Raw genomic sequence first — 25,693 nt, 5'->3', positions numbered from 1 at the left:
CGATTCACGGGAGTTGCGGCGGCGGGTGGTACGGCTGGAGGAGGTGGGCGGGCATGTGCTGGGTTCGGGGTTCTTCGCCGCTCCATGTGTGGTGGTGACCTGCGCTCACGTGGTGAAAGACCGGTCCGAGGTCCGGGTCGTGGCGGATGACGGGACCAGCGGGGTGGGCAGGGTTGAGATCCGGTCCGCTCTGGGGGGCCAAGGGCTGTGGCCGTTTCCGGATCTCGCGGTGGTGCGGGTGGGTCCGGAGTTCGAAGGACGGCCGTGGGTGTTGCTGGATGACCGGGATCCGGTGAGCGGCGAGGAGTGCCATGCGTGGGGATACTCACGGCGGGATGGAGAAGGCGCGGGCCCGGGGTCGCCGGCGTCGTTCGTGTTCGAAGGGGTGGAAGGTGACGGCTGGCTGAAGCTGAAGGTGGGGGCGGCGGAGCCGGGATTGAGCGGTGCCCCGCTGGTGAGCCCGTCGCGGCGGGCGGTGGTAGGCGTCGTGGTGGCGTCCCGGAAACCCGGCGATGACCTGGGCGGATACGCGGCTCCGGTTGCCGTTGTGCGGACGGCGTCGGATGCGGGCCCGGGGTTGGCCGACGCGGTTTCCCGGGTGTACGAGGCAAGCCGGGCCGAGTCGTTGACGGATCGATCGTGGCAGCGGGTGCTGCCCGTGGAGCACGCGGGCCGGGCACTGGATCGGCCGTGGGCGCCGTTCGTCAAGACCGCGAGGACGGATCCGGCGGAGTTGCTGCTGGCCGAGTACGGGGTGGTTCCGTATTTGTTCCGTGCGGACGCTCTGCGGCGGGTGGAGGAGTGGTGCGCGACCGCCGATCCGGTGTCGGTGATGCTGGTGTCGGCTCCGGGCGGAGCGGGCAAGTCGCGCTTCGCGATCGAGGCGTGCCGCCGGATGGCCGATCAGGGCTGGTTGACGGGCCTGTACCGGGGCAGCGAGGACGTGGCCGGAGTTCCGTTGCCGCGTCTGGTGGTCGTCGACTATGCGGAGACGGTGTCGCCCAAACAGCTGGATGAGCTGCTGGCGGACTTCCAAGCGCACGCGACCCCGTATGAGCCGGTACGGCTCCTGCTGGTCACCCGCCCGAACCAGCGGCAGAGCACCGACGGAATCGGGCTGTGGCGCTCCGGCCTGCGCGCGGCCCGCCTCCTGGTCCTCAACGCCACCGATGTCAACACGTTGGCCGTCCCCCGCTTGACCCTGGGCCAGCGGACCGACCTGTACGAGGAAGCGGTCAAGCGGTTCGCCGAGGCGTGGCGGATCCCGTGCCCCCAGACCGTTCCGGCCTTGGACGGTCTCGCACTTCCTCTCGATGTGCTGTTCGAAGCACTCGACCAGGTGCTGAACAGCGAGGGGACGACGAGCAGCGGAACAGGGAGCCCCGCCGAACGCGTCCTCGACCACGAAGAGCGTTACTGGGAGTCCTGGCCCGGCCGCCCGGACATCCCCATGGACCTGCTGCGCACGGTGGTCGCGCTGGCGACTCTGGCCGGCGCCGAAGACGTCGAGCAAGCCCATGCCCTGCTCAGCGCCCACCCCGATCTCACCGACGACGAACCCCTGCGGGGACGTCTCATCGCCTGGTTAAGCGATCTGCACAGCGGCGACCAGCTGGTGAATCCCCTCCGCCCCGACCGCCTGGGCGAAGCGCTCATCAGCCGCACGCTGACCCTCGTACCCGACGGCGGAGACACGTTGCTGTCGGACCTGCTGCCCGTGCTCGGCTTCACCCAGCTCACCCGCACCTTGGAAGTCCTCACCCGAATCAGCATCTCGACCACCCGCCACGACGCAGCGATCACCACAGCCCTCGCCACCCACCTGGCCGACATGACCGACCTCGCCGAACACACGGCGACCGGCACCTTCGACCGCACAGCAGACCCCGCACTCGCCACGACGCTCATCAGCCTCCTCACCACCCGCATCACCAACCACCTCACATCCCACCAACCCGGCAACACCACCTATCGGCGTGATCTGGCCGTCTCCTACGGCCGACTTGCGGACCTGGCTGCTGCTCAGGGGCAAGCCCAGGTGGCCGAGCGCCTTTATCGTGATTCGTTGTCGGTGGTCGAGCGGCTTGTCGCGGGTGAGCCGGGTAACACGACCTATCAGCGTGATCTGGCTGTTTCGTATGAACGCCTGGGGGATCTGGCTCGGGTTCAGGGGCAGGTCCAGGTGGCCGAGCGCCTTTATCGTGACTCGCTTCACATTCGGGAGCGGCTTGTCGCGGGTGAGCCGGGCAACACGACCTATCAGCGTGACCTCGTTCTCTCCTACAACCGCCTGGGGGATCTGGCTCGGGTTCAGGGGCAAGTCCAGGTGGCCGAGCGCCTTTATCGTGATTCGTTGTCGGTGGTCGAGCGGCTTGTCGCGGGTGAGCCGGGTAACACGACCTATCAGCGTGATCTGGCTGTTTCCTACGACCACCTGGGGGATCTGGCTCGGGTTCAGGGGCAGGTCCAGGTGGCCGAGCGCCTTTATCGTGACTCGCTTCACATTCGGGAGCGGCTTGTCGCGGGTGAGCCGGGTAACACGACCTATCAGCGTGATCTGGCTGTTTCGTATGAACGCCTGGGGGATCTGGCCGCCGCTGAGGGGCAAGTCCAGGTGGCCGAGCGCCTTTATCGTGATTCGTTGTCGGTGGTCGAGCGGCTTGCTGCGGGTGAGCCGGGTAACACGACCTATCAGCGTGATCTGGCTGTTTCGTATGAACGCCTGGGGGATCTGGCCGCCGCTGAGGGGCAAGTCCAGGTGGCCGAGCGCCTTTATCGTGACTTGTTGTCGGTGGTCGAGCGGCTTGCTGCGGGTGAGCCGGGTAACACGACCTATCAGCGTGATCTGGCTGTTTCCTACGACCGTCTGGGGGATCTGGCTCGGGTTCAGGGGCAAGTCCAGGCGGCTGAGCGCCTTTATCGTGATTCGTTGTCGGTGGTCGAGCGGCTTGCTGCGGGTGAGCCGGGTAACACGACCTATCAGCGTGATCTCGCAGCATCCTACGAACGCCTCGGGGACCTGGCGGCCGCCGTGGAGATCCGCTACGAGCTTTTCGCACGGGAACCGAACAGATTCGACCTTGTCGAAGAACTGTGTGTGTCCATCTATCTCGCAGCTCGTGGGGGGCTGATAGACGCAGCCCAGGCAAAGAATGAAGTCCGTCGTCTCCTTGCGCCGTTTGCCCAGCTTGGCCGTGTGTCAGTGAAAGGCCAAGCACTACTTGCCTGGGCAGACGGGGAAGCCTGACAGCTCACGCCTGAACCACGGTCACCCGATTGGTCGAGCAGGACCAGGCGATACGGGAGTGGGTCAGGTGACAAGAAACGACGGTGATGTTGGTGAGGGTTGTGATGGCATGGCGGGGGCTTGATCGATAGCGTCGCAGGGTGAGTGCCGAACGACTGGTGATCGCGCTGGGTGGGAACGCCATGACCTCGCCCGATGGGAGCGCGACGCCGCAGGCGCAGCGGGTCGCGATTGAGGGCGCGATGGAGCACGTCGCCGAACTGGTGGGCGACGGTGTCCAGGTCGTGATCACTCACGGGAACGGGCCGCAGGTCGGCAACCTCCTGATCAAGAACCAGCTTGCGGCGCACGTGGTGCCGCCGGTGCCGCTGGACTGGTGCGGGGCGCAGACCCAGGGCACGATCGGGGTGCTCATTCTCAACGCGCTGGAACGTCTGATCGGTCCGAGCCGGGTGGCCGCGGTCGTCACCCGGACCCTCGTCGACCCGGACGATCCGGGCTTCGCCGATCCGGTCAAACCGATCGGCCGGTATTTCCCCGAGGAGGAGGCGCGGCGGCTGGAGGCGCTCGGCCAGCGCTGGAAGCCGTACGGCGACCGCGGCTGGCGCCGCGTGGTGGCCTCGCCGGAGCCGCTGGAGATCCTCGATCTGGCCGCGGTGGAGGCCCTGCTGAACGCCGGGTTCATCGTGGTGGCGGCGGGCGGTGGCGGGGTGCCGGTGGCCAGGAGCGGCGGGACCCTCCGCGGGGTGGAGGCGGTGATCGACAAGGACCTGGCCTCGGCCGTACTCGCCTCCTCACTGGGGGCCGAGACCCTGGTGATCGCGACGGATGTGGAGTACGCGATGACCGGATTCGGTACGGCGGACGCGCGGCCGATCGGGCGGACCACGGCGGCGGAGTTGCGGGCGCTGCTGGACTTCGGCGAGTTCGCGAGCGGCAGCATGGGGCCGAAGGTGGAGGCGGCGATCCGGTTCACGACGGGTGGCGGGAAGCGGGCTGTCATCACCGCACTTGCCGGTATCGGTGGAAACGTAGGGACGATTGTGGAGGGCTAGATGCCGGATCCGATTGAAGTGCGCAAGGTCCCGATCGAGAGCGTCACCGACGCGTCGGGGCTGGCCAAGCTGATCGACGAGGGTGTGATCGAGGCGGGTCGCGTGCTCGCGGTGATCGGCAAAACCGAGGGCAACGGCGGCGTGAACGACTACACCCGGATCCTCGCCGACCGGGCGTTCCGCGAGGTCCTCAAGGAGAAGGGGCATCCGGCACCGGAGAACGTGCCGCTGGTCTGGTCGGGCGGCACCGACGGGGTGCTCAGCCCGCATGCGACGATCTTCGCCACGATCGACCCGGCGAAAGCCGTACCGTCCGACGAGCCCCGGATCTCGGTCGGGGTGGCGCTGAGCGATGTGATCAACCCCGAGGACATCGGGCGGCCCGCGATGGTGGAGAAGGTCGCCGCCGGCGTCCGGGAGGCGATGAAGGTCGCCGGCATTGACGACCCGGCCGACATCCACTACGTGCAGACCAAGACGCCGCTGCTCACCCTGGCCACCATCGAGGACGCCAAACGCCGCGGGCACGATGTGATCACCGAGGACACCGGCCCGTCCATGGACATCTCCAACTCGACCACGGCCCTGGGGATCGCCGTCGCGATGGGCGAGATCGAGATGCCGACCGCCGACCAGATACATCGGGATTTATCGCTGTATTCCTCCGTCGCCTCCTGCTCGTCGGGCGTCGAACTGGATCGGGCACAGATCGTGGTGGTCGGCAACGTCCGGGGCATCGGTGGCCGGTACCGGATCGGGCACGACGTGATGCGGGACGCCCTGGACGCCGACGGCATCTGGGCGGCGATCCGCTCCAGCGGCATCGACCTCCCGGACAGGCCGCACCCCTCCGACCTGGGCGGACGGCTCGTCAACGTCTTCATGAAGTGCGAGGCCGACCCGTCGGGCCGGGTACGCGGACGCCGCAACATCATGCTGGACGACTCCGACGTGCACTGGCACCGCCAGATCAAAGCCTGCGTGGGCGGGGTGGCCGCCTCGGTAACCGGCGACCCGGCGGTCTTCGTTTCGGTGGCCGCCGTCCACCAGGGCCCCTCCGGCGGCGGCCCCGTCGCCGCCATCGCCGACCTCGGCTGATTCCGGCGCAAGCCCGTAACGATCCGGTCGTATCGAAGCGGGTACGGCCGGACGGCGGGCTCGACGCGGTCCGGGTGGCTGGGAACGGGACCAGGCAGGGAAGACGACGATCCCGAGGTCCTCGCCGCCGTGGATGCTGCCGTCGCCGAACTCCCCGGCCCTACCCGCCCGGCCTTTACCTCGGGTCGGGCGGTGGCGTACGGGTTGTGGTCGCCGTGGTCGTGGGCTTGGCCGCCGGGATCGACGACCCGACCGGTATTCACTAGGTGCAGACCAAGCCGCTGCTGCTCACCCTGGCCACCATCGAGGACGCCAAACGCCGCGGCCACCCCGTGATCGCCGAGGACGCCGGCCCGTCCATGGACACCCCCAATTCGACCACGGCGCTGGGCATCGCCGTCGCGATGGGCGAGATCAAGATGCCGTCCGCCGTGGTGGGCGACGTCCGGGGGATCGGTGGGCGGTACCGGATCGGGCACGGCGTGATGCGGGACGCCCTGGACGCCGACGGCATCTGGGCGGCGATCCGCTCCAGCGGCATCGACCGGTCGCCGTCATCGCCGACCTCGGCTGACGTGGGCGCAGCCCGTACCGACGGGATGCTCGGGGATCGGACCGGGCAGGGAACGCGGTAGCCTCGCTGACCGTGCCGATGATTCCGCAGCCCCTGGTCCCGGGCGACGACGGCGGGGCCGACCCCGCGGTCGCCGCCGCGCTCGCCGCCTTCGGTGCCGGTACGGGCGACGCCGGGCCGGTCCTTTCGGCGCTCCGCCGCTCCCGCCTGCTCGTCCCCGTGGTCGCCCTCCTCACCTCCGCCGAGATCGGCCCGGACGGGCGGAAACGGGAGAAGGAGAGCGAGATGGCGCTGCCCAAACTGGTCGGCGCGGACGGCCGCGAAGCCGTACTCGCCTTCACCTCGGCGGACTCCCTGGCCCGCTGGCGCCCCGACGCCCGCCCGATCCAGGTGAGCGCCACCCAGGTCGGTCACGCCGCCGCGGGGGAGGGCGCCTCTGCGGTCGTGATCGACATCGCGGGCCCCGTCCCGTTCGTCGTCGAGGACCTGCGGGCGCTGGCCGGGGGACTCCACGACGATCCCGAGGTCCTCGCCGCCCTGGAAACGGCCGTCGCCGACCTCCCCGGAATCGTCACGGTCGAAGTCGGCCCGAGCGACGCAGCCGACCTCACCCTCACCCTGAAAGCCGCTCCCGGCCACGACCCCGCCGAACTCGGCCGCAATCTGGCCGACCGCATCGGCCGCCTCCTCCCCACCGGCCTGGAACTTCGCCTGGCGCGCTGAGAAGCGAGCTGGAGAACACGCTTACCTAGGCTCACCCAAGGCTGCCGCATGCGCGTCGCGGGGTCGTGCGCTCATTCAGGGGGCCCACCACTCGGGTCCGCACGGTAGCCCTCCGTAATGTCGTGAAATCGATGCGTAGCCCGTCGCATTCTGCGATTGGGAAGGGCACGGCGGGCTGGGATGCCTACGAGTCGCTGCTTGCCGAGATCAGTGTGCGAGTCGTCTGCTTTCTCTACGCCGCGGGCGTGTCGAGCACGCTTCTTCGCGGGAAGCTCCGCAGGCTTCCTGCAGCCTGACACGGCGACCGGCAACGACACCAACTGAAATCTCACGTTCTGCGAGCGGCGCACGTCTACCAGGCAGGAGAAGGGAAACGCAGATGAGCACTCGGCACATCGTGATCGAGACCCGCCTTGGACCGATCACGCTCGTGGCAAAGGGCGAGACGATTGCCGGCTTGTACTTCAGGCACCACGTCCGCCGCCCCTCGCAGGAGACGTTCGGCCCCGAGGTGGCCGACTCCGCGGACCCGTTGCTGAACGAGGCAGCCCGACAGCTGCGCCACTACCTGGCGGGTCGACGCAGGGAGTTCGATCTTCCGCTCGCCGCCGAGGGTGACGCGTTCCAGCACGCCGTCTGGGACATCGTGAAGAGCATTCAGTGCGGTGACACGACCACCTACGGCCGGATCGCCGAGCAGGTCGGAGACCGCGGTCTCGCGCAACGGGTCGGACAGGCCGTGGGTGCGAACCCGCTGTGCGTCTTCGTGCCGTGTCACCGCGTCCTCGGCTCCAATGGTTCCCTCACCGGATACGCCGGCGGACTGAAGCGCAAGCAGGCGCTGCTGGGGCTTGAGGAGCCGCCTGAGGCCAGAGCTAGCCGGTTGTTCTGACCGGAAAAATCACGTTTGTCACCGACAAGTATGTCTTCAATGGGATGGACATGAAACAACCGTTCGAGAACGTAGTCGCGCAGCACGGTGCAACCGTGCTGCGCGTCTGCCGGGTCGTCCTCGGCCCGCACGACGCGGACGACGCGTGGTCGGAGACCTTCCTCTCCGCCATGCGCGCCTATCCCGACCTGCCTGAGACGGCGAACGTGGAGGCATGGCTCGTGACGATCGCGCATCGCAAGGCGATCGACGTGCTGCGTGTCGCGAAAAGGAGTCCCCTACCGGTCGACGAGGTACCGGAAGCACCGACAGGGCGGGACATCCCGGACCCCGGGGACGCCGACCTGTGGGCCTTGGTGAAAGGGCTGCCGAGCAAACAACGCCAGGCTGTCGCCTACCGCTATGTGGCGGGATTGGCATACGCCGAGATCGCGGAGATCCTCGGCGGCAGTGTTGAGGCGGCCCGCAGAGCCGCCGCAGACGGGCTCAAGAGTCTCAGGAAGAAATATCCGGGCGAGATCATGAAAGGAGCATCATCATGAACGACATTCGCCCCGGTGACGACATGGCCGCCCTGCTGTCGACGCCTGTGGACGCCGACACGCTCGGTCGGCTCCACCGCCGTCTGGAGCAGGCGGCAGAGCGAGCCGATCTCATCGATGTCGCTTACACCACCATCGACTCACCTGTCGGCAAGTTGCTGCTCGCCGCCACCCCGGAGGGGCTGGTCCGCGTGGCGTACGCCCGTGAGGACCACGATCGAGTCCTGGAAGCCCTCGGCCGGGAGCTCAGTCCGCGCATCTTGCGCGCACCCAAGCGGCTGGACGAATCGGCTCGCGAGATCGACGAGTACTTCGCCAAGCGCCGCCAGGTCTTCGACCTGAGGCTGGACCTGTCCCTGTCTCGCGGATTCCGGCGCCTCGTGCAGACGCATCTGCCCGAGATCGGGTACGGCCAGACCCGCAGTTACCGAGACATGGCCGAGCTCGTCGGCAACCCCAAGGCCGTCCGAGCGGTGGGCACCGCCTGTGCGACCAACCCGCTGCCCATCGTCGTCCCGTGCCACCGCGTGCTGCGTACCGACGGCACGCTCGGCGGTTACATCGGCGGACTCGAGGCCAAGACCATGCTGCTGAACCTGGAGGCCGCGGCATGAGCATCGAGAAGGCGAGCAGGAGGAAGACGGATCGGTGGTACAGCCGCGTCGAGTCCGGCGACTGGGAGGCGATCACCACAGAGGTCGACGAGTACGGCGGCGCACTGCTGCCGCAACTGCTGACCCCGGAGGAGACCGTGGAGATCAGGGAGCTGTACCAGCAGGACGGCCTGTTCCGCAGCACCGTCGACATGGGCAGGCACCGCTTCGGTGAGGGCCGGTACCGATACTTCAACACGCCGTATCCGGAACCGATCGAGCGGCTCAAGCAGGCCCTGTACCCGCGGCTGCTTCCCATCGCCCGCGACTGGTGGACCAAGCTCGGCCGGCCCGCACCGTGGCCGGAATCGCTTGATGAGTGGCTTCGGATGTGCCACGACGCCGGCCAGACGAAGTCTTCGGCGATCCTGCTCCACTACGGCGAGAAGGATTGGAACGCTCTGCATCGCGACCTGTACGGCGACCTCGTGTTCCCGTTGCAGGTCGTGATCAACCTCAACGAGCCTGGCGTGGATCACACGGGCGGCGAGTTCCTGCTGCTGGAACAGCGCCCGCGCGCCCAGTCCCGGGGCACGGCCACGCTGCTGCCACACGGTTACGGATACCTCTTCACCACCCGCGACCGACCCGTCAAGTCCGCCCGCGGGTGGTCCGCCGCGCCGGTTCGGCACGGCGTGTCCGCCATCCGGTCCGGCGAACGTCACACCCTCGCCCTCGTCTTCCATGACGCCGCATGAGAGACGCAACGAAGACGTACACCCTTCTGGGGATGGACGGCCGTCCCTATCGGTCTGCGGTCAAGGGGCTGTGGGGCGGCCATCGCGACTCGAAGATCTACGGGAGGCTCGACTGTCTCGCCGCGCTGTGCGCCATCGCTCGCGGCGGCTACGTGAAGCACCGGGTCTTCTTCGCCGACGAGGCCACGGCGGTCGCCGCCGGGTTCCGCCCCTGCGGAGCCTGCTGCAGGGACCGCTTTCAGAAGTGGAGGACCGCCCGGGAGAACGGCGAACCATGGAAGCCCTGACCAGCCCCTTGCTGAAGACGCCGGCGAGTCATGACGCGGACCCGACGGCTACGGATGCCGAGGTCGCGACCGTCATCGGAATCGCCCGCGACCGCCGTGCCCGCAATATCGTGATCGGCTCCGGCCGCACCCCTGGCGCCCTTGCGACCTCACGCCTGATCGAATCGGCCTGGGATCGCGCAGGCGGCGGAACTCTCGACACGATCACCTGGCCCGAGACCGGGGCCTCCTGGCTGCGTCACGCGTCACGGTTCGCCGCCGCCGCCCCCGACCTATGGGTGATGGTCGGGCCGGCAACCGGCTGGGCGCAGATGACCCGGCGGCTGCTGTGGTCGACTCCCTGGAGCCCCGCACGTACCCTCGCGACCGCCGGAATCGGCGACCCGCGCACTCTCGCACTCGTCGGACTGACCAATCTGGACGGCCTGGCCGGCGTAAGCGCAGACGGTACCTCCTGGCTCGTTGCGCACGATTCCCTCGTGCACCTCACACACGTGGAGGGCAAGCGTTGACAGCGCTGTTCACTCCGGAGATCCCCGAGCGTGACGGGGGAGAGGTCGCCCCGGGCGCCACCCTGGTCCCTGATTGGCTGACTCGGGAGCAGCAGAATCGGATCGTGGATCGGTTCCGCGAGTGGGTGCAAGGCCCCGTCCCCATCCGCGCCGCGAAGGTCCGCGGACACGAGATGTCGGTGCGCACCGTGTGTCTGGGCTGGCACTGGCAACCGTACAGGTACACGCGAGAGGCCACCGACGTGAACGGCGCCCGTGTCCTTCCGTTCCCCGACTGGATGATCCGCCTGGGACGACATGCCCTCCGGGCCACCGGCCACGACGCAGCCGTGATCCGCTCCTATACGCCCGACACCGCGCTGGTGAACCACTACGACGCGGGAGCCCGCTTGGGAATGCACCAGGACAAGGACGAGATCTCCCGCGCTCCGGTCGTCTCGCTGTCCATCGGCGACAGTTGCACGTTCCGATTCGGCAACACGGAAAACCGCGGCAAGCTGTACACCGACGTGCTGCTGGCCTCCGGCGACCTCTTCGTCTTCGGCGGACCCGCCCGACTGGCCTACCACGGTGTCACCAAGGTGCACGAGAGCACCGCTCCCGAGGGATGCGGACTCAGCCGCGGCCGGATCAACATCACGATGCGCATGACCGGGCTTGACGGGTGATCGAATGACACAGGAGGCAAGCACCGTCGCCGACCCCGGCGTCGTCGTCGGGGACGACGGGCTCGCCCGGCCCGCATGGGCGGCCGCCGCCCCTCTGCTGCGCGACTACTACGACACAGAGTGGGGCATGCCGGTCACGGACGAACGCGGCGTCTATGAGCGCATCAGTCTCGAAGGATTTCAGGCGGGTCTGTCCTGGGCGACGATCCTCCGCAAGCGCCCCGCATTCCGTGCGGCGTTCGACGACTTCCTCCCGGACGCGATCGCCGCGTACACCGAGACCGATGTCGATCGGTTGATGGCCGACGCCGGCATCGTGCGCAACCGGCGGAAGATCCAGGCGACCATCACCAACGCCCGCGCCACCATCCTGTTGCGTGAGGAGATGGGCCTGGCCGAGCTGGTGTGGTCCTTCCGGCCCGAGAGCACACCCTGCCCCCGGACCTTTGCGGAGATCCCCACGAAGTCCGCCGAGTCGATCGCATTGTCAAAGGAGCTGCGCCGACGCGGATTCGCCTTCGTCGGCCCGACCACCGTGTACGCCCTCATGGAGGCGATCGGCATCGTCGACACCCATCTGCTCGGCTCGCATCGACGGGGCAGCTCCCGAATCTGGACATCGTGACCTTCATGGGCGAGCTCGTGGCCGCCCACGGGACGCCGGCAGCCGCGGCCTGCTCATGGATCCGCACAATGTGGCCGTCGCCGACCGGCTCGGCCTGCAACCGATCGACGTCGCAGCCCTCATCCTGCTGGAGAACCGCGGACCCCTCGCGGTGGGGGCGATCTTCGAGGAGCTTGGGCTGCCGTCCGCCTCGGCGACCAGGGTGATCGACAGGCTGGAGAAGGCGGGTTGCGTACGGCGGGTGCGCGGCGAACGCGATCGGCGCACGGTCACCGTGGAGCCGGTCGAGGACGGCATGGCCGGCTACCGTGCCGCCGCCGACTACTCCAGGCGGCACCTGTCGGCGACGGTCGGCGTCCTCCTCCCCAATGGCCTGGAACTCCGCCTGACGGTCTGAGAGGCGGTTCGGCGGGCGGGCGCGCGTCGCCGAGGTCAGCCGTCGTCGTCCTGACGGCATACGAAACCTTGAACATATCTGCCGGTAAATGCGTCAGGAAGATCGGCGCTTGTTTCGCTGCCGACCGAGCCGGCGATTCGTTCAAGGAGGTCGTGGGCGCATCAGTGGAATCGTCGTGGCAATGATCGCACTTGTGGGCTGTTCGCCGGCACCCGAGCCCGTCTCGGTGTATCAAGCCCAATTCGCGGTCGATAAGCAGGCTTCGCCACGCACGTCTGGGGAGAATCGCCTGGAGTGTGAAGTCGATCTGCCTGGTTCCTGGGAGAAATTCATAGCGGCGGGATCGATTCCGACACAGGTCACAGCAGGCCAAGTTCTTCCTGCATCGGTCGGTGCCGACGGTTCTGCAATCTTCGGGCAGCTGAATGCCGGAAAATATGAAATAGGTGTTCTCAGGAACACTGAGATCGTGAGATTTGACGGGCAGAAGAGAACCTGGTCGACTGTTTATCGGATGGAGGATCCCAGCCGTGATCAGCAGGTGGGCGGGTCCTTCGACGGTCGCTGGTTCGTCTTCGCCGTTCAGCATTCTCTCATGTCTTATGAGACGTCCATTCGGGTCTGGGACCAGGAAACCGACATTACTCGCCAGCTCGATGATGGGTTTGTTGACGGCGTCGACACTCGCTCCGGAAAAGCGATATGGAGCAAGGGCGTAGATCGCGACGTTACCGAGGTGTGTCTGTACGACCTGAAGAACGATGAGAAAACCGTCGTTGCGCGCGGCAGGATCAGATCGACGTGGATCATCGGGGATCTGATCGTCCGGACCGAGGGTCAGGCAGACGGCAGCCTCGATTTCCGAGCCGCGGCATTGGCGTCCGGGAAACCCGTCGAGACCCCGCAAGGCCTGCGGGACATCGAGGATGTAGGGCCGAACGCGGCAAGCGGCTCGGTGCTCGCGTGGATCGAGGGTGGATTCCGAACCGTCCGCGCCTGGAAGGTCGGTTGGGACGAGCCTCGGACCGTTTTCGACGAGGGCCGGGACAAGGTCGACGGCATCGGCGTCTCAGGTGATCTGGTCTCGTGGCATCCGGTGGACAGTCGCCGGTGTGACCCTGCAGCGGGCATTCAGCCGGTCTATGTCGCGGACGTGCGTTCCGGGACATGTGTGCGACTCACCAAGGAACTCGGTTACGTCTCCACGAACGAGGACGCCATGGTCGTCGTCCATCCGGATTCGTCTCGGCAGAAGTTCCACTCCTTCCTGATGCGGCCGTCGCAGCTGCCGCCCCTTCCCACGCGCTGACGGCCCGCCACGGGGACACCGTCCACGACCCCGAGAAGCCGGGCCGCGAACTCCACCTCCCTCCAATGAGTCTGAAACTCCGCTTGGCACCCCCTGACCCGGGGTCAATTGCTCCGGGTACCACCCACATGGCTTGAGGGAAGGCTGAGGGGTCATAAACCTCGGACGGCCGGGATTTCAGGTGTTCCGGAGTCGGATTGACAACCGATCCGGCTTCACCGCGTGATCGTCGCCGTACGGCAATGCATCGTTGGGCGTTCAGGCATCGTGCCCAGGTCCGGGCCCGAGTTTCCGTACTGCGGTTTGAAGGGCCGTATGTGGAGGTTGGTAAGAAAGATTGGTCATTGGCCCAATGGTGCGAATCATTGGAAGTGACGAGACTTGCTTATCGCAGCACCTGATGAAATTTCTTTCGCAGTTCCGGATGGATTTTGGCGAGTTATCTCCAATTCTCCGGACGGGAGATCTACCCGCTCGATTCGGTGCGTGTAACGCGTTCATCACCCGGTTATCCGCCGGGCATCCCTCATCCGATGAGGGTCATTTCTGATTCTTGAGCGGACGGGCAGAAACGTACCCTTAATATCCCTTGTGTGATGATTGTGTGGATATCTTGCTGTCGTATTGGTGAGGGGTTTGTTGGCCCCCGAATCGGCCAGGGAATTGTCGGTGGCGGGTGGCAGGGTGGGGGTGTGGAGATTTCGGTGACGCAGCGGGTTCCCGCCGGGCTGGCTCAGATGCCGCCCGGTGCGGAGCTTGGGCGTGTGCTGGCCACGATCGACATCCGTCGGGTGTCGGACTCGGATGCCGTGGAGGTGCTGAAGGCCTGGCACCGGCAGTGCGCCCACGACGACGCCATGTTCATGGCCGCGATGGTGGAAGTCGGGTTGCGTACCCCCGGCCCGGATTCGCTGGTGTGCCGGACGGACGTCCCGGACGAGTTCTCCGCCGACGAGTTGCGCCCCGCCTTGGTGTGGTCGCGCCGTCGGGCCGAGACCCGTTTCGCTGAGGCCTGGGATCTGATGTCCCGGCTTCCGGCGGTGCACGCGGCGTTGGGTCGTGGCCGGATCGACAAGGCGAAGGCACAGGCGCTGGCGACCTGGACGCGCGGCCTGACCGACGGGCAAGCCCAGGTGGTGTGTGACCGGTTGCTTCCCCTGGCGGAAACGGTGACGGTGGCCGCGCTCATCGACGCGGTCAAGCGGGCGGCGGTCGGGATCGACCCGGAGTGGGCGGAGAGGCACTACAAGGCTGCGGTGCGGGAACGCCGGGTGGTCGGGTCGCGCAACCCCGACGGGACCGCGAACCTGTCGGGGGTGGACCAGCCGGTGGAGAGGGTCACGGCCGCCTGCGCCCGGGTGGACGCCCTCGCAAGGCGGGCCAAGACGGCGGGGGACCGGCGGCCGACTCAGCACATTCGGTCGGAGCTGTTCCTGGGGATGCTGGACGCGAGCTTTCAGTGCTGGACGGACGAGCAGATCGTGGCCTGGCTGGTGGCCGATTCCCGGCGCATGGACGATCTTGTCCGATCAGGGGCAGGGGAGGGTGAGGACGCGCGAGTCGCGGCCGGGTCGGCCGACCGCAGTGGACCGGCCGGGCGGCCGGGGGTGGTTGAAACAGCCGGGGCCTCCGGCCGGGGAGTGGACCGGGCCGGGCGGGAAGGCGTGGCCGAGGCCACAGACGCAGACGGGGTCTCGCCCGGTGATGGGACATGGGCTGGGAACCGTCGCACGCACCGGCTGACCGGGCTTGGCCCGGCCGGGGGTGACGGCTCACCTCACGCCTCGGACGGAAATCCCATCCTTCCCGGATCCCGCTGCTTCACCGGACGTGACCCCCGCCCTCATGTCCGCTCGACGGGACGCGACCTCGAACCTCGTGTCGAGATGCCACCGGCCGCATGCAGCCAGGCGCCCGGAGCGACCAAGACCATGCGGATCAACACCGAAACCGTAGTCGTCTCTCCACGCTCCGCGGACCGTGAACCCTTTGCGGGAAGCATGCCCGGTGAGCAAGGGGGGTCCACCTTCGGTCCGAAGAAGGTCGGCGATGCGGTGGTGCTCCCCCGAATGTACGAAGGGCTCGGTCGGGTTCCGGCTGTGGGCGCACTCGAAGTCGTCGTCCCCAGGGTCGGCGAGTCGGAGCGTGAGGGGCCGGTGGCGAGTCCGAGGGGGTGGTCGGCCGGTGAGCTTCGGGTGGAGGTGGCCACGCTGCTCGGTCTGGACGAGCGTCCTGGGGAACTGGCGGGGTGGGGGCCGGTTCACGCCGGTCTGGCCCGGGAGATTGCCGCCCGGCAGCTGCGTGGGAGGTGGCGGTGGGTCCTCACCGACGACCGGGGCCGTCTGGCGGCCTGCGGCGTCACCCGGTGCCGCCCCGATCTCCGCGGAGACGCCGGGCCCGGCCTGCCGGAGGCGACGACCGACCCGGCTGGGACCGGTGACCCGCGCGGGATCGTCGAACTCCGGTTCACCCGGGCCGATCTTCTCCGCCTGAACGCCCTGCCCCGGCTCGCCGAGGGGTGGCGGCGTCTGCTCGTCGATCTCACCCGCCAGGCCACTCTCACGTCAGGATTCGGCCGGACAAACCCGGACCGGGGACGTCCTCCCCGGTCAAGCCCCGGCACGGGCGACCCCGAGAGCGTCGGGCGCGGCTGGACCACGGGCGAGACGGAACCGCACGAGGCGAATCCGGTCGAGGAGGAGCCGCTCGGGATGGATCCGGGCCGGGCGAGTCCCCGAAGATCGAGCGGAGGCAAGAGCGGTCCAGGAAGCGTAGGGAGGGACCGGATACCCGGCGGGACGGAACCGCACGGGACGGATCCTGACTCCACCGGCCGGGGCCCCCGGTTCCCCGGTGCTGCGCTGCGCCGGTAGGTGCAGATGCGGGACCGGACGTGCACCGCGCCCGGCTGCGGCGTGCCCGCCTCCCGCACCGACCAGGACCACATCCGGGAATGGGGGGACGACGGGGAGACGCAGGCGGGCAACCTGCACTGTGTCTGCCGCCACGACCACCGGCTCCGCCACGAGGGCGGCTGGCAGGTCACCCGGACCCCCACCGGCGACATCGTCTGGATCACCCGCCTGGGGCAAATCCACCGTGTTCCCCCGCCGCTGATCGCCGTGCCGCTTCCCGAGCCCCTACCCCGCCTTCTCACACCGCTCGACTACCCGATCGAGGATGACGACACCCCGACCCTGGCCTCACCGGTGACGGCAAACCCGCGGACCCCTGCGGCTTCAACCGCCATGGCGCGACCGGCGATGCCCGACTCCGACTCGGAGGTGCCCCCGTTCTGATCTGAGCCCAGGGCCCGGGTTACCGCTGCGGGGGCTTCTGGGTCGGCCGACCTCGCCCTGCACGGTGGCAGGGAGCTCTAGACCATGGAGCTCTAGACCATGGAGCTCTAGACCATGGAGCTCTAGACCATGGAGCTCTAGACCATGGAGCTCTAGACCATGGAGCTCTAGACCACAGGGAGCCCTAGACCACAGGGAGCCCTAGACCACGCAGAACTCGTTGCCCTCCGGATCCTGCAGCACCACGGCGTAGTACTCCATTCCCGGCTCATCCATGATCCGCAGCACGGTGGCACCGGCCTTGGTCAGCCGTTCCACCGTGGCGGCGACCCGCTGCGTGCGCACCGCCAGCGCAACGTCGCGCCCGCCGCCCACCTTCAGATCCAGGTGCACCCGGTTCTTGCCGGTCTTGGGTTCGGGAACCTGCTGGAACCAGACCCGAGGCCCTTGCCCGGCGGGGTCGACGATCGACTCCGGGGTGTCGCCGGCACCGGGACCCAGCTCCTCCTCGGGCACCCCCATGCCCACCCAGTAATCCCGCCAGGTGGTGTGTCCCCCCGGAGGAGGTTCGGGCACGTATCCCAGGGCCTCGCTCCAGAACGCCACCAGTCTCCGCGGGTCGGTACAGTCGATCGTCAGCTGCAGGATCGTCTCCATGGCAGAAACCTGCCAGACGGGTCCGACGGTTTCTGAGTCGAAGGCGCTGAACTCGACCAAGCTCCTCAGCCGCGACCCTTCCTTGGACTGCGGGGGCCGGTCGAACTCTCCACGTTCTCAAACCTGGCCGACCGAACTGGCGACTGTTCTCGGTGAGAGTCCTTCGGTCTCGCTGAAAATCCCTCCACCACTCCCGGCGACCGGCTCACGTCCAATCCCCGGGTCACCCGTCCGGAGACCCGACTGACAGTGACGATGTTCCTGGTGACGCCGCAGGCGGGCCTGACCCACTGGCTGACCCGACGTCTCCCGTCATCGTCGTGTCCACCTGCCCGACCGGTGCGTGCCACCTCCAGAGCGGACCCTCCGCCGGCTGGGAAACGATCACCCCTCCGGCGGACACAGTCGTATGCCTGACAACCCCAGCGCCGATACGTGCTCGACGCCTGCGAGCCGGGAGATCGGTTTCGGCGGCTCACAAGACGGCGGGTCATGCGGATTGGGCGACCAGGGCGGTGAGGCGGTTGCTGAAGCGGGCGAGCAGGTTGGAGTGGGAGCTTTCCGAGACCAGGCGGCCGATCAGCGGGGGGGCGTTCGTCCTGCACGACATGTTCGCGATCCCGTTCCACGAAATCGGTCAGATCCTGGGCAAATCCGCCGACGTCACCAAAGCACGTCTTCTGAATGCTTGGCGATGACGCGGGCCGGGGAGGGAATCCGCGGCTCGGGCGCAGCCTTCAGGTCTGCAGCGACACAGGGCCGCGCTAGGCGCATGCGGTTCCACGACGCCGTGCCGCTACCGAGCGCAACCTCTTCAACACGCATGCAGATTCCGGAGTGAACGGACCTACGCCAGATGTCACCCCTTGCGACCGGATGGATCCGGAAATGTGTGAGGGTAGCCGATCCGACACGGTCCTCACCGCTGACGGCGACGTCCCGGTACGAGCCAGGAGAACGGCGCGGCTGTCAACCGGTGGGACTGGGTCGGCGTCGACCGGTGGCGACTCCGATTGGAGGCGTACGGGGTATGGCCGAGCGGGCCAGGCCCGACACCGTTTCCAACGGGCCCGCACCGGCCCCTCGTCGGCGCAGGCGACGCACGACCCGTGGGTGGTTTCCGTACCGGCCCCGGGCGTTCCTCGGTTAGGGTCGGCCGGTGGCGTACTGGGTTGTGGTCGCCGTGGTCGTGGGTCTGGCCGCCGGGGTCCTTGTCCGGCGGGTGGCCGACGGGTTCGCGCCGGTGGACGAGGGGCCGGGTCCCCGCCTCAGGCTCGTCTGGCCGCCGTGGATCGAGGTGGGTACGGCCGCCGCGGCGGGGCTGGTCGTCTGGCGGGTCGACGAGCCGGCGCTGCTGCCCGCCTATCTGTCCGGGGTCCTGGCCGGGTCGGCGCTGGCCGTGGTCGACCGGCGGATCAAGCGGCTTCCGGATCCGCTCACGCTCACCTGGTATCCGGTGGCGTTCGTCCTGCTCGCCGCCGCGGCGCCGTACACGTCCGGGTGGCCGGGACTTCTCGCCGCTATTTCCGGTATGGCCGGACTTTTGCTGATTTATGGCATCTTTTGGCTTATCAAGCCGGACGGCCTGGGGTTCGGGGACGTCAAACTCGCCGGGGTACTCGGGCTCCTGCTGGGGCGGCTGGGCTGGGACGCCTGGCTGATCGGCGCGTTCGCCGGGCATCTGCTGGCCGCGCTGTACGCCGTACTGCTCCTGGCGACTCGCCGTGCGACATGGCGGAGCGACTTCCCCTTCGGGCCCTTCATGCTGCTCGGAGCCCTGATGGGGGCCTGTCTCGCCTGATGATCGGTTGGCGCGGGCCGGTCCCGGCACATGGAAGACTTGTGTCCATGCTGCGCTGGTTGACCGCCGGGGAGTCCCACGGCCCCGAGCTTGTTGCGATATTGGAGGGTCTGCCCGCCCACGTGCGGGTGACCACCGCGGACGTTTCCGAGGCGCTTCGCCGCCGTCGGCTCGGCTACGGCCGGGGCGCGCGGATGAAGTTCGAGGAGGACGCGGTCACGATCGTCGGCGGGGTCCGGCACGGCAAGACCATGGGCGGCCCGGTCGCGATCCGGGTCGGCAACTCCGAATGGCCCAAGTGGGAGGTCGTGATGGCGGCCGACCCGGTCGACGAGGAGCTCCTCGCCGGCCTGGCGCGCAACGCCCCGCTCTCCCGGCCCCGGCCCGGTCACGCCGACCTGGCGGGGATGCAGAAATACGGCCACGACGACGCCCGCCCCGTCCTGGACCGGGCCTCCGCGCGGGAGACCGCCGCCCGGGTCGCCCTCGGCGAGGTGGCCAAGCGCTTCCTGCACCAGGCGGTCGGGGTCGAGGTGGTCAGCCACGTCGTCTCCATGGGCGCCGCGGAGGCGCCCGCAGGGGTCATCCCCGAGCCCGGTGACCTGGCCGCCGTCGACGCCGACCCCGTCCGCTGCTTCGACCCCGAGGCGAGCGCCGCGATGGTCGCCGAGGTGGAGGCCGCCCGCAAGGAAGGCGACACCCTCGGCGGTGTCGTCGAGGTCGTCGCGTACGGGCTGCCGCCCGGCCTGGGCAGCTTCACCCACTGGGACAGGCGGCTCGACGCCCGGCTCGCCGGAGCGCTGATGGGCATCCAGGCGATGAAGGGGGTCGCGGTCGGCGACGGCTTCGAGACCGCCCGCCGCCGGGGTTCCCTCGCCCACGACGAGATCGAAGGCTCCCTGGAAGGGGTGCGCCGGGTCACCAACCGGGCGGGCGGCATCGAAGGGGGCATGACCAACGGCGAGCCGCTGCGGGTCCGCGCCGCGATGAAGCCGATCTCCACGGTGCCCCGCGCGCTCTCCACCATCGACGTGCACACCGGCGAGCCCGCCAAGGCCATCAACCAGCGGAGCGACGTCACCGCGGTGCCCGCCTCCGGCGTGGTGGCCGAGGCGATGGTGGCGCTGGTGCTCGCGGACGCGGTGCTGGAGAAGTTCGGCGGTGACTCCGTCGAGGAGGTCGCCCGCAACGTCTCCGGCTACCTGTCCACCCTGATCGTCAAGTAGCAGGTGAGATGATCCGATGACTCAGCCCGTCGCAGTGCTCATAGGTCCCCCGGGGTCGGGCAAGACCACGATCGGGCGGCTGCTCGCCACCCGCCTCGACGTGGGGTTCCGCGACACCGACACCGACGTCGAGGAGGTCGCCGGCAAGAAGGTGAGCGACATCTTCGTCGAGGACGGGGAGGAGCGGTTCCGCGCCCTGGAGGCGGAGGCGGTACGGCGCGCGCTGGCCGAGCACGATGGCGTGCTCGCCCTCGGCGGCGGCGCGATCCTCGCCGCGCGGGCCCAGGAGCTCCTCGCCGGGCACCGGGTCGTCTACCTCACCGTGGGGCTCTCCGACGCCGTGCACCGGGTCGGGCTCGCCCAGGCCAGGCCGCTGCTCGTCTACAACCCGCGGAGCCGGCTGAAGGTGTTGATGGAGGAGCGCCGCCCGATCTACGAGCGGCTCGCCTCGATCACCGCCGACACCTCGGGCCGGGAGGCCGAGGAGGTCGCCGACGAGCTGGTGAAGGAGCTGGCGTGAGTGTGACCCGGATCGAGGTGACCGGCGACAGCCCGTACCCCGTGGTGGTGGGCGCCGGGATCCTCGGTGAGCTGCCCGATCTGCTCGGCCCCAAGGTGCGCAGCGTCGCCCTGGTGCACGGCGAAGGGCTGGGGGAGATCGCCCGGCCGGTCCGCCGGGTGCTGGACGAGGCCGGGTACGAGGTCGTCGCGATGCCCGTCCCCGACGGTGAGGCGGCCAAGACCGCCGACGTCGCGGTGCGGCTCTGGTCCGAGCTCGGGCGCGCCGGGTTCACCCGCTCCGACGCGGTCGTCGGGGTCGGCGGCGGCGCCACCACCGACCTGGCCGGGTTCGTCGCGGCCACCTGGCTGCGCGGGGTCAAGGTCGTACACGTCCCGACGACGGTGCTCGGCATGGTCGACGCCGCGGTCGGCGGCAAGACCGGGATCAACTCGCCCGAAGGCAAGAACCTGGTCGGCTCCTTCCACCCGCCCGCCGGGGTGCTCTGCGACCTGGCGACCCTGGTCACCGTGCCGAAGGCCGACTACGTCAGCGGGCTCGCCGAGATCATCAAGGCGGGTTTCATCGCCGACCCGAAGATCCTCACCCTGGTGGAGGACGACCCGGCCGGCGCCTGCGTCCCGGAGGGGCGGCACAGCCGCGAGCTGATCGAGCGCTCCATCCGGGTCAAGGCCCACGTGGTCGGCGAGGACCTCAAGGAGAGCGGGCTGCGCGAGATCCTCAACTACGGGCACACCCTCGGGCACGCCGTCGAACGGGTCGAGGACTACCGGATGCGGCACGGCGAGGCCGTCGCGATCGGGATGGTCTACGCGGCGACCCTCGGGGCGCGCACCGGCCGTGCCGACCTGGTGGAACGGCACCGCGCGGTGCTCGCCTCGGTCGGGCTGCCCACCGCGTATCGGCGTGACGCCTGGCCCAAACTGCGCGAACATATGAGAATCGACAAGAAGAGCCGGGGGGCCGTGCTCAGATTCGTGGTCCTGGACGGGCTCGCCGAGCCCGCCAGGCTGGAAAACCCCTCCGAGGAGCTCTTGGAGGCGGCCTACCAGGAGGTCTCCCGATGAACGACGCCCCCGACACCCGCAAGCCCGTCCTGGTCCTCAACGGCCCGAACCTGGGGCGGCTCGGCAGCCGCGAACCCGACGTCTACGGCGCCGACACCTACCAGGACCTCGTCGACCTGTGCCGGCTGACCGGCGAGAAGCTGGGTCTGGCGGTGGACGTCCGGCAGACCGACGACGAGGCCGAGCTGGTGCGCTGGCTGCACGAGGCGGCCGACGGCCGGATCCCGGTGGTGCTCAACCCGGCCGCGTTCACCCACTACTCCTACGCGGTGCGGGACGCGATCGCCCAGCGGACCGCGCCGCTGATCGAGGTGCACATCTCCAACCCGGCCGCCCGCGAGGAGTTCCGGCACACCTCGGTGGTGGCCGCCGTCGCCACCGGCACGATCGCCGGTTTCGGCCTCCGCTCCTACGTCCTCGCCCTCCAGGCCATCGCCGGATAGCACGTTCTCACCTCGGGGTGGGCGCGCGACCACCGTGCCGCTCACCCCGACAGGTCGGCGATCGTCTTCCGCAGCCGGGCCGCGCGTCCGGCGGGAGTCCTGGTTTTCAGCAGCGGCAGCACCACGTGGTAGCGAGCCGTCCTGCCGAGTGCCTCGAAGCGGGCGGCGGCCTCGGGGCAGGCCGCCAGGGCCTCGGCCAGGTCGGCCGGGAGCGGTGTGTCGCGCTGGGCGGTGTAGGCGGACGCCCAGCGGCCGTCGGCCTGGGCCGCGGCGACCTCCGCCAGACCGGGTGGGCGCATCCGACCCGCGATGATCAACGACTCGACGTGGCCGACGTTCACCTGCGACCAGGGGCTGCCTCTGCGGCGCCGTGAGTAGCGCTGCAGGAACCAGTGCTCGTCGTGGGATTCGCGCCGGCTGTCGATCCAGCCGTAGCACAGCGCGACCTGGAGCGCCTCCGCGGCGGTGACGGAGACGGCGGGCGATCCCTTCTTGGCGATTCTCAGCCAGACCCCATCACCCTCGTGATGGCCGGCCAGCCACTCCTCCCAGCCGGCCGCGTGCGTGAAGTGCATCACCGGTTTGTCGATGCCGGACCGTTCGCGCATTATGTGTCGTTCCTTTCCTCGTTCCGCACGGTAGGAGGTATTGAGGAACGTTTGTTTCCTCAATGTGAGCGAACCAGAAGTGACCCTCGCCTCATGGGCCCCTGGGCGGCCGGTGGGGCGCGGTGGGTACGGCCGGCGCGGGGCTGGCGTAGCCCGTACTGGACAGCATTGACCTGGCCCGCAGGCGGCTGGGTGGTGGAGGTGCGAGGCGGGTACGGCCGGAGCGGGCATGCGCAGCCCGTACCGGACGTCGGTGCAGGTGAGGGACGGTGCTCGCCTGCGCCTGGAAGCCGGTTTCAAAGCGATGGGGGGCTTGCCGTGCTTCCGGGGACCTTAGCCGAATAGGATTCGGTTTCACGGAATATGAGATATCCACGAGGAGCGGCGGATGCGTATCGGGATGCCGTTGAGTTACGCGGGCGGGTTCAAGGAGACGATCGCCGAGCTGGCCGACTACGAGAAGGCCGGGCTGGAGATCGTCTTCGTGGCCGAGGCGTACAGCTTCGACGCGGTCAGCCAGCTGGGCTATCTCGCGGCCAGTACCGAGCGGATGCAGATCGCCTCCGGAATCCTCCAGCTCTACACGCGCACGCCCACCCTGACGGCGATGACCGCGGCCGGGCTGGACTATGTGTCCGACGGGCGGTTCGTCCTGGGGATCGGGGCGTCCGGGCCGCAGGTCGTGGAGGGCTTCCACGGAGTCCCGTACGACGCGCCGCTGGCCCGGACCCGGGAGGTCGTGGAGATCTGCCGCAAGGTGTGGCGGCGGGAGCGGCTGGTCCACGACGGGAAGCACTACCGGATTCCGCTGCCCGAGGGGCAGGGCACCGGCCTCGGCAAGCCGCTGAAGATCATCAACCGCCCGGTGCGGGAGCGGATCCCGATTGTGATCGCCGCCATCGGGCCGAAGAACGTCGAGCTGACCGCGGAGATCGCCGAAGGCTGGGCGCCGATTTTCTACGTTCCGGAGAAGGCCGGCCAGGTCTGGGGTTCCGCCTTGACGGTCGGCCGGGACAAGCGTGACCCGGAGCTCGGCGGGCTCGATGTGATCGTTCAGGCCACCCTGGCGATCGGGGACGACGTCTCCGGCCTGCTGGAGTTCGGCCGTCCGATGGCGGCGCTCTACATCGGGGGCATGGGGGCCAAGGGGCGGAACTTCTACAACGACCTGGCGCGCCGGTACGGGTACGAGCGGGAGGCGGAGCTGATCCAGGAGGCGTACCTCGACGGCCGTAAGGACGAGGCGGCCGCGCTGGTCCCGTACGAACTGCTGGAGAAGATGTCGCTGATCGGCTCGGAGGGCTTTGTTCGGGATCGTCTGGCGGCGATGCGCGAGTCCGGGGTGACCACGGTCAACGTGACCCCGGTGGCGGGGACCCATGCGGAGCGGGTCCGGCTGATCGAGCGGATTCGGGAGCTTGTTTCCTGATTTCGGTTGACGATACTTCGTGAGGCGAAGTATTGTCTGCTGCCATGATCAAGCGATCATCATCGATGAGCGAGCCGACGTACTTCATCCTCGCCTCGCTCATGGACGGCCCGCTGCACGGCCACGCGATCATCAAACGCGCGGACGAGCTTTCCGGCGGGCGGATCCGGCTGGCCGTCGGCACCCTGTACGGGGCGCTGGACCGGCTGGCGGATCACGGTCTGCTCGTCGTGGACCGGGAGGAGATCGTGTCCGGGCGACCCCGGCGCTACTTCCGGCTCACCGAGGACGGCACGCAGGCGCTGAACGAGGAGGCCCTGCGGATGCAGCAGGCCGCCAGGGTCGTCACCCTCCGCTCGCCACAGCCCGGGACGGCAGGGTCATGACCACCTTGGAGAGCCGATATCGGCTGCTGATGCGAGCCTATCCGCGCTCCTACCGGACCGGTCACGGGGAGGAGCTGCTCGGCACGCTTCTGGAGGAGGCGAGGCCGTCGCAGCGGCTTCCGCCGATCCGGGAGGCGACGGCCCTCGTCCGGGAGGGCCTGCGGACCCGGGTGCTGCACTCGGCTCGCGGACCGGCCTGGGTGCAGGGCGTTCACCTCGGCGTCCTGATGCTCTCGATCGTCAACCTGGCGCAGCTCTTCCCTTACTTCCGGTCGATCCCGGTGTGGGTGGGGGTTTCGGCGCTGGCGGTTTTGGCGGTCATGCGGGGCCGGGTACGGCTGGCGCTGCCGCTCGTCCTGGCCACCACGGCGAAGATGTCCACCCTGGCCACGGGGGTCCAGTTCCCGGTGGACATCACTCTGATTCCGGTCTTTCCCGACCGGGGATGGCTCCCGGTACTCCCGGACGAGGGGATCTCGCGGGCGTTGTTCTCGGAGGGCGGGCCCTGGGCGCCGCTGCTCTCCTACGGGGTGACGATCGCGGGCCTGGCGGTGCTGGCCGGACGCCGGCAGGCTCCGGGGAACCGCTCCTGGTGGTGGCCGGTGCTGATCCCCTTCGTCGCCGGGGTGGATCCGGCCGCCGGGCTGACCGGTGTGCTCGGCTCCCCCCGGACACTCACCAGGGCGGTACTGGAGATCGCGCTCGTGCTGTTCGCGCTCTGGGCCACCTGCGTGGTCAGGGACCATCGGTGGGCGGTGGCGGCCGGCGTCTACCTGATCGCGGCCTCGGTGTACTTCGTCGAGGACGTGTTCCACTTGACCAGGAGTGACTACGCCCACTTGGGCATCCTCCTCTTTCTCACGGTGGTGGCGGCGGGGATCGCCTACCGCGAGCAACGGCACGTGATTCTGTAACCTTCGCACTCTTTCTTCGGCGGCACCGGTCGCCGTGTTTCACCTTGCCGGAAATCCGGGCCG

At 68.7% G+C, this 25,693-nt stretch carries 27 protein-coding genes; 25 read left to right on the top strand and 2 right to left on the bottom strand.

Translation table 11 applies throughout. The features are described 5' to 3' along the window. The first annotated feature begins 43 nt into the window (after positions 1-43). From RUR_RS04865 to RUR_RS04785, 17 genes are all read left to right on the top strand, one after another. Complete coding sequence (locus RUR_RS04865) at positions 44-3,247, top strand: tetratricopeptide repeat protein (RefSeq protein ID WP_283133634.1); 3,204 nt, start codon at positions 44-46, stop codon at positions 3,245-3,247. A 140-nt stretch (positions 3,248-3,387) separates the two neighbouring features. Beyond that, positions 3,388-4,302 carry a carbamate kinase gene (locus tag RUR_RS04860; protein ID WP_283133633.1) on the top strand — a complete coding sequence of 305 codons (915 nt, stop codon included), beginning with the start codon at positions 3,388-3,390 and terminating at the stop codon, positions 4,300-4,302. Next, complete coding sequence (bar, locus tag RUR_RS04855) at positions 4,303-5,400, top strand: barbiturase (RefSeq protein WP_283133632.1); 1,098 nt, start codon at positions 4,303-4,305, stop codon at positions 5,398-5,400. It abuts the gene before it with no gap. A gap of 266 nt (positions 5,401-5,666) precedes the next feature. Next, positions 5,667-6,035: a ring-opening amidohydrolase gene (locus RUR_RS04850; protein WP_283133631.1), complete on the top strand. Its 369-nt coding sequence runs from the start codon at positions 5,667-5,669 to the stop codon at positions 6,033-6,035. A gap of 17 nt (positions 6,036-6,052) precedes the next feature. Continuing rightward, a complete protein-coding gene (locus RUR_RS04845; protein WP_283134014.1) occupies positions 6,053-6,697 on the top strand; it encodes an SseB family protein in 645 nt (214 codons plus the stop codon). Between the two features lie 379 nt (positions 6,698-7,076). Then, positions 7,077-7,589 carry a methylated-DNA--[protein]-cysteine S-methyltransferase gene (locus RUR_RS04840; protein ID WP_283133630.1) on the top strand — a complete coding sequence of 171 codons (513 nt, stop codon included), beginning with the start codon at positions 7,077-7,079 and terminating at the stop codon, positions 7,587-7,589. Between the two features lie 44 nt (positions 7,590-7,633). Continuing rightward, positions 7,634-8,131 (top strand): RNA polymerase sigma factor, encoded by a 498-nt coding sequence (locus tag RUR_RS04835; protein WP_283133629.1) that lies wholly within the window; start codon positions 7,634-7,636, stop codon positions 8,129-8,131. Continuing rightward, a complete protein-coding gene (locus RUR_RS04830; protein WP_283133628.1) occupies positions 8,128-8,745 on the top strand; it encodes a methylated-DNA--[protein]-cysteine S-methyltransferase in 618 nt (205 codons plus the stop codon). Before RUR_RS04835 ends, RUR_RS04830 begins: the two co-directional genes overlap by 4 nt. Continuing rightward, positions 8,742-9,482, top strand: coding sequence for a 2OG-Fe(II) oxygenase (locus RUR_RS04825; protein ID WP_283133627.1), 741 nt, complete (start codon positions 8,742-8,744; stop codon positions 9,480-9,482). Before RUR_RS04830 ends, RUR_RS04825 begins: the two co-directional genes overlap by 4 nt. Then, on the top strand, positions 9,479-9,769 hold the full coding sequence (locus tag RUR_RS04820; protein ID WP_283133626.1) for an Ada metal-binding domain-containing protein: 291 nt from the start codon (positions 9,479-9,481) through the stop codon (positions 9,767-9,769). The genes RUR_RS04825 and RUR_RS04820 overlap by 4 nt, the downstream gene beginning before the upstream one ends. After that, a complete protein-coding gene (locus RUR_RS04815; protein ID WP_283133625.1) occupies positions 9,757-10,281 on the top strand; it encodes a hypothetical protein in 525 nt (174 codons plus the stop codon). Before RUR_RS04820 ends, RUR_RS04815 begins: the two co-directional genes overlap by 13 nt. Further along, positions 10,278-10,949 carry an alpha-ketoglutarate-dependent dioxygenase AlkB family protein gene (locus RUR_RS04810; RefSeq protein ID WP_283133624.1) on the top strand — a complete coding sequence of 224 codons (672 nt, stop codon included), beginning with the start codon at positions 10,278-10,280 and terminating at the stop codon, positions 10,947-10,949. Before RUR_RS04815 ends, RUR_RS04810 begins: the two co-directional genes overlap by 4 nt. Before the next feature lie 4 nt (positions 10,950-10,953). Beyond that, on the top strand, positions 10,954-11,574 hold the full coding sequence (locus RUR_RS04805; protein ID WP_283133623.1) for a DNA-3-methyladenine glycosylase I: 621 nt from the start codon (positions 10,954-10,956) through the stop codon (positions 11,572-11,574). 55 nt (positions 11,575-11,629) lie between these two features. After that, entirely contained in the window at positions 11,630-11,971 is a 342-nt protein-coding gene (locus tag RUR_RS04800; RefSeq protein ID WP_283133622.1) for a MarR family transcriptional regulator, read from the top strand. Positions 11,972-12,152: 181 nt separating this feature from the next. After that, the gene (locus tag RUR_RS04795; RefSeq protein WP_283133621.1) at positions 12,153-13,280 is read left to right on the top strand and encodes a hypothetical protein; all 1,128 of its coding nucleotides are present in this window, start codon (positions 12,153-12,155) and stop codon (positions 13,278-13,280) included. Between the two features lie 704 nt (positions 13,281-13,984). Continuing rightward, the gene (locus RUR_RS04790) at positions 13,985-16,153 is read left to right on the top strand and encodes a DUF222 domain-containing protein (RefSeq protein ID WP_283133620.1); all 2,169 of its coding nucleotides are present in this window, start codon (positions 13,985-13,987) and stop codon (positions 16,151-16,153) included. 6 nt (positions 16,154-16,159) lie between these two features. Further along, a complete protein-coding gene (locus RUR_RS04785; RefSeq protein WP_283133619.1) occupies positions 16,160-16,579 on the top strand; it encodes an HNH endonuclease signature motif containing protein in 420 nt (139 codons plus the stop codon). A 201-nt stretch (positions 16,580-16,780) separates the two neighbouring features. Here the strand turns inward: RUR_RS04785 and RUR_RS04780 are convergent, their stop codons facing one another. Continuing rightward, positions 16,781-17,236, bottom strand: a complete 456-nt coding sequence (locus RUR_RS04780; protein WP_283133618.1) for a VOC family protein — start codon at positions 17,234-17,236, stop codon at positions 16,781-16,783. Between the two features lie 1,159 nt (positions 17,237-18,395). Between RUR_RS04780 and RUR_RS04775 the strand changes: the two genes are divergently transcribed. The 5 genes from RUR_RS04775 to aroQ are packed head-to-tail and all read left to right on the top strand — an operon-like array spanning position 18,396 to position 22,293. Next, positions 18,396-19,037 carry a prepilin peptidase gene (locus RUR_RS04775; protein WP_283133617.1) on the top strand — a complete coding sequence of 214 codons (642 nt, stop codon included), beginning with the start codon at positions 18,396-18,398 and terminating at the stop codon, positions 19,035-19,037. A gap of 47 nt (positions 19,038-19,084) precedes the next feature. After that, a complete protein-coding gene (gene aroC, locus RUR_RS04770) occupies positions 19,085-20,263 on the top strand; it encodes a chorismate synthase (RefSeq protein ID WP_283133616.1) in 1,179 nt (392 codons plus the stop codon). Between the two features lie 16 nt (positions 20,264-20,279). Beyond that, a complete protein-coding gene (locus RUR_RS04765) occupies positions 20,280-20,783 on the top strand; it encodes a shikimate kinase (RefSeq protein WP_283133615.1) in 504 nt (167 codons plus the stop codon). Then, entirely contained in the window at positions 20,780-21,850 is a 1,071-nt protein-coding gene (gene aroB / locus RUR_RS04760) for a 3-dehydroquinate synthase (RefSeq protein WP_283133614.1), read from the top strand. Before RUR_RS04765 ends, aroB begins: the two co-directional genes overlap by 4 nt. Further along, positions 21,847-22,293, top strand: coding sequence for a type II 3-dehydroquinate dehydratase (aroQ, locus tag RUR_RS04755; protein WP_283133613.1), 447 nt, complete (start codon positions 21,847-21,849; stop codon positions 22,291-22,293). The genes aroB and aroQ overlap by 4 nt, the downstream gene beginning before the upstream one ends. 41 nt (positions 22,294-22,334) lie before the next feature. Here aroQ and RUR_RS04750 read toward each other — a convergent pair whose 3' ends face one another. Then, positions 22,335-22,901: a YdeI/OmpD-associated family protein gene (locus RUR_RS04750; protein WP_283133612.1), complete on the bottom strand. Its 567-nt coding sequence runs from the start codon at positions 22,899-22,901 to the stop codon at positions 22,335-22,337. Between the two features lie 388 nt (positions 22,902-23,289). Here RUR_RS04750 and RUR_RS04745 point away from each other — a divergent pair, with 388 nt between their 5' ends. From RUR_RS04745 to RUR_RS04735, 3 genes are read left to right on the top strand one after another with little or no spacing between them, the layout of a single operon-like run. After that, positions 23,290-24,330 (top strand): LLM class F420-dependent oxidoreductase, encoded by a 1,041-nt coding sequence (locus RUR_RS04745; RefSeq protein WP_283133611.1) that lies wholly within the window; start codon positions 23,290-23,292, stop codon positions 24,328-24,330. A gap of 44 nt (positions 24,331-24,374) precedes the next feature. Beyond that, positions 24,375-24,716: a PadR family transcriptional regulator gene (locus RUR_RS04740; protein WP_283133610.1), complete on the top strand. Its 342-nt coding sequence runs from the start codon at positions 24,375-24,377 to the stop codon at positions 24,714-24,716. After that, the gene (locus tag RUR_RS04735; protein WP_283133609.1) at positions 24,713-25,630 is read left to right on the top strand and encodes a hypothetical protein; all 918 of its coding nucleotides are present in this window, start codon (positions 24,713-24,715) and stop codon (positions 25,628-25,630) included. Before RUR_RS04740 ends, RUR_RS04735 begins: the two co-directional genes overlap by 4 nt. Positions 25,631-25,693: the final 63 nt, after the last annotated feature.

The sequence above is a fragment of the Rhizohabitans arisaemae genome (genome assembly GCF_025996515.1).
GTDB lineage: Bacteria > Actinomycetota > Actinomycetes > Streptosporangiales > Streptosporangiaceae > Rhizohabitans > Rhizohabitans arisaemae.
Note: the sequence above shows the minus strand (reverse complement) of the source record. Positions and strands in the feature narration are given on the sequence as shown.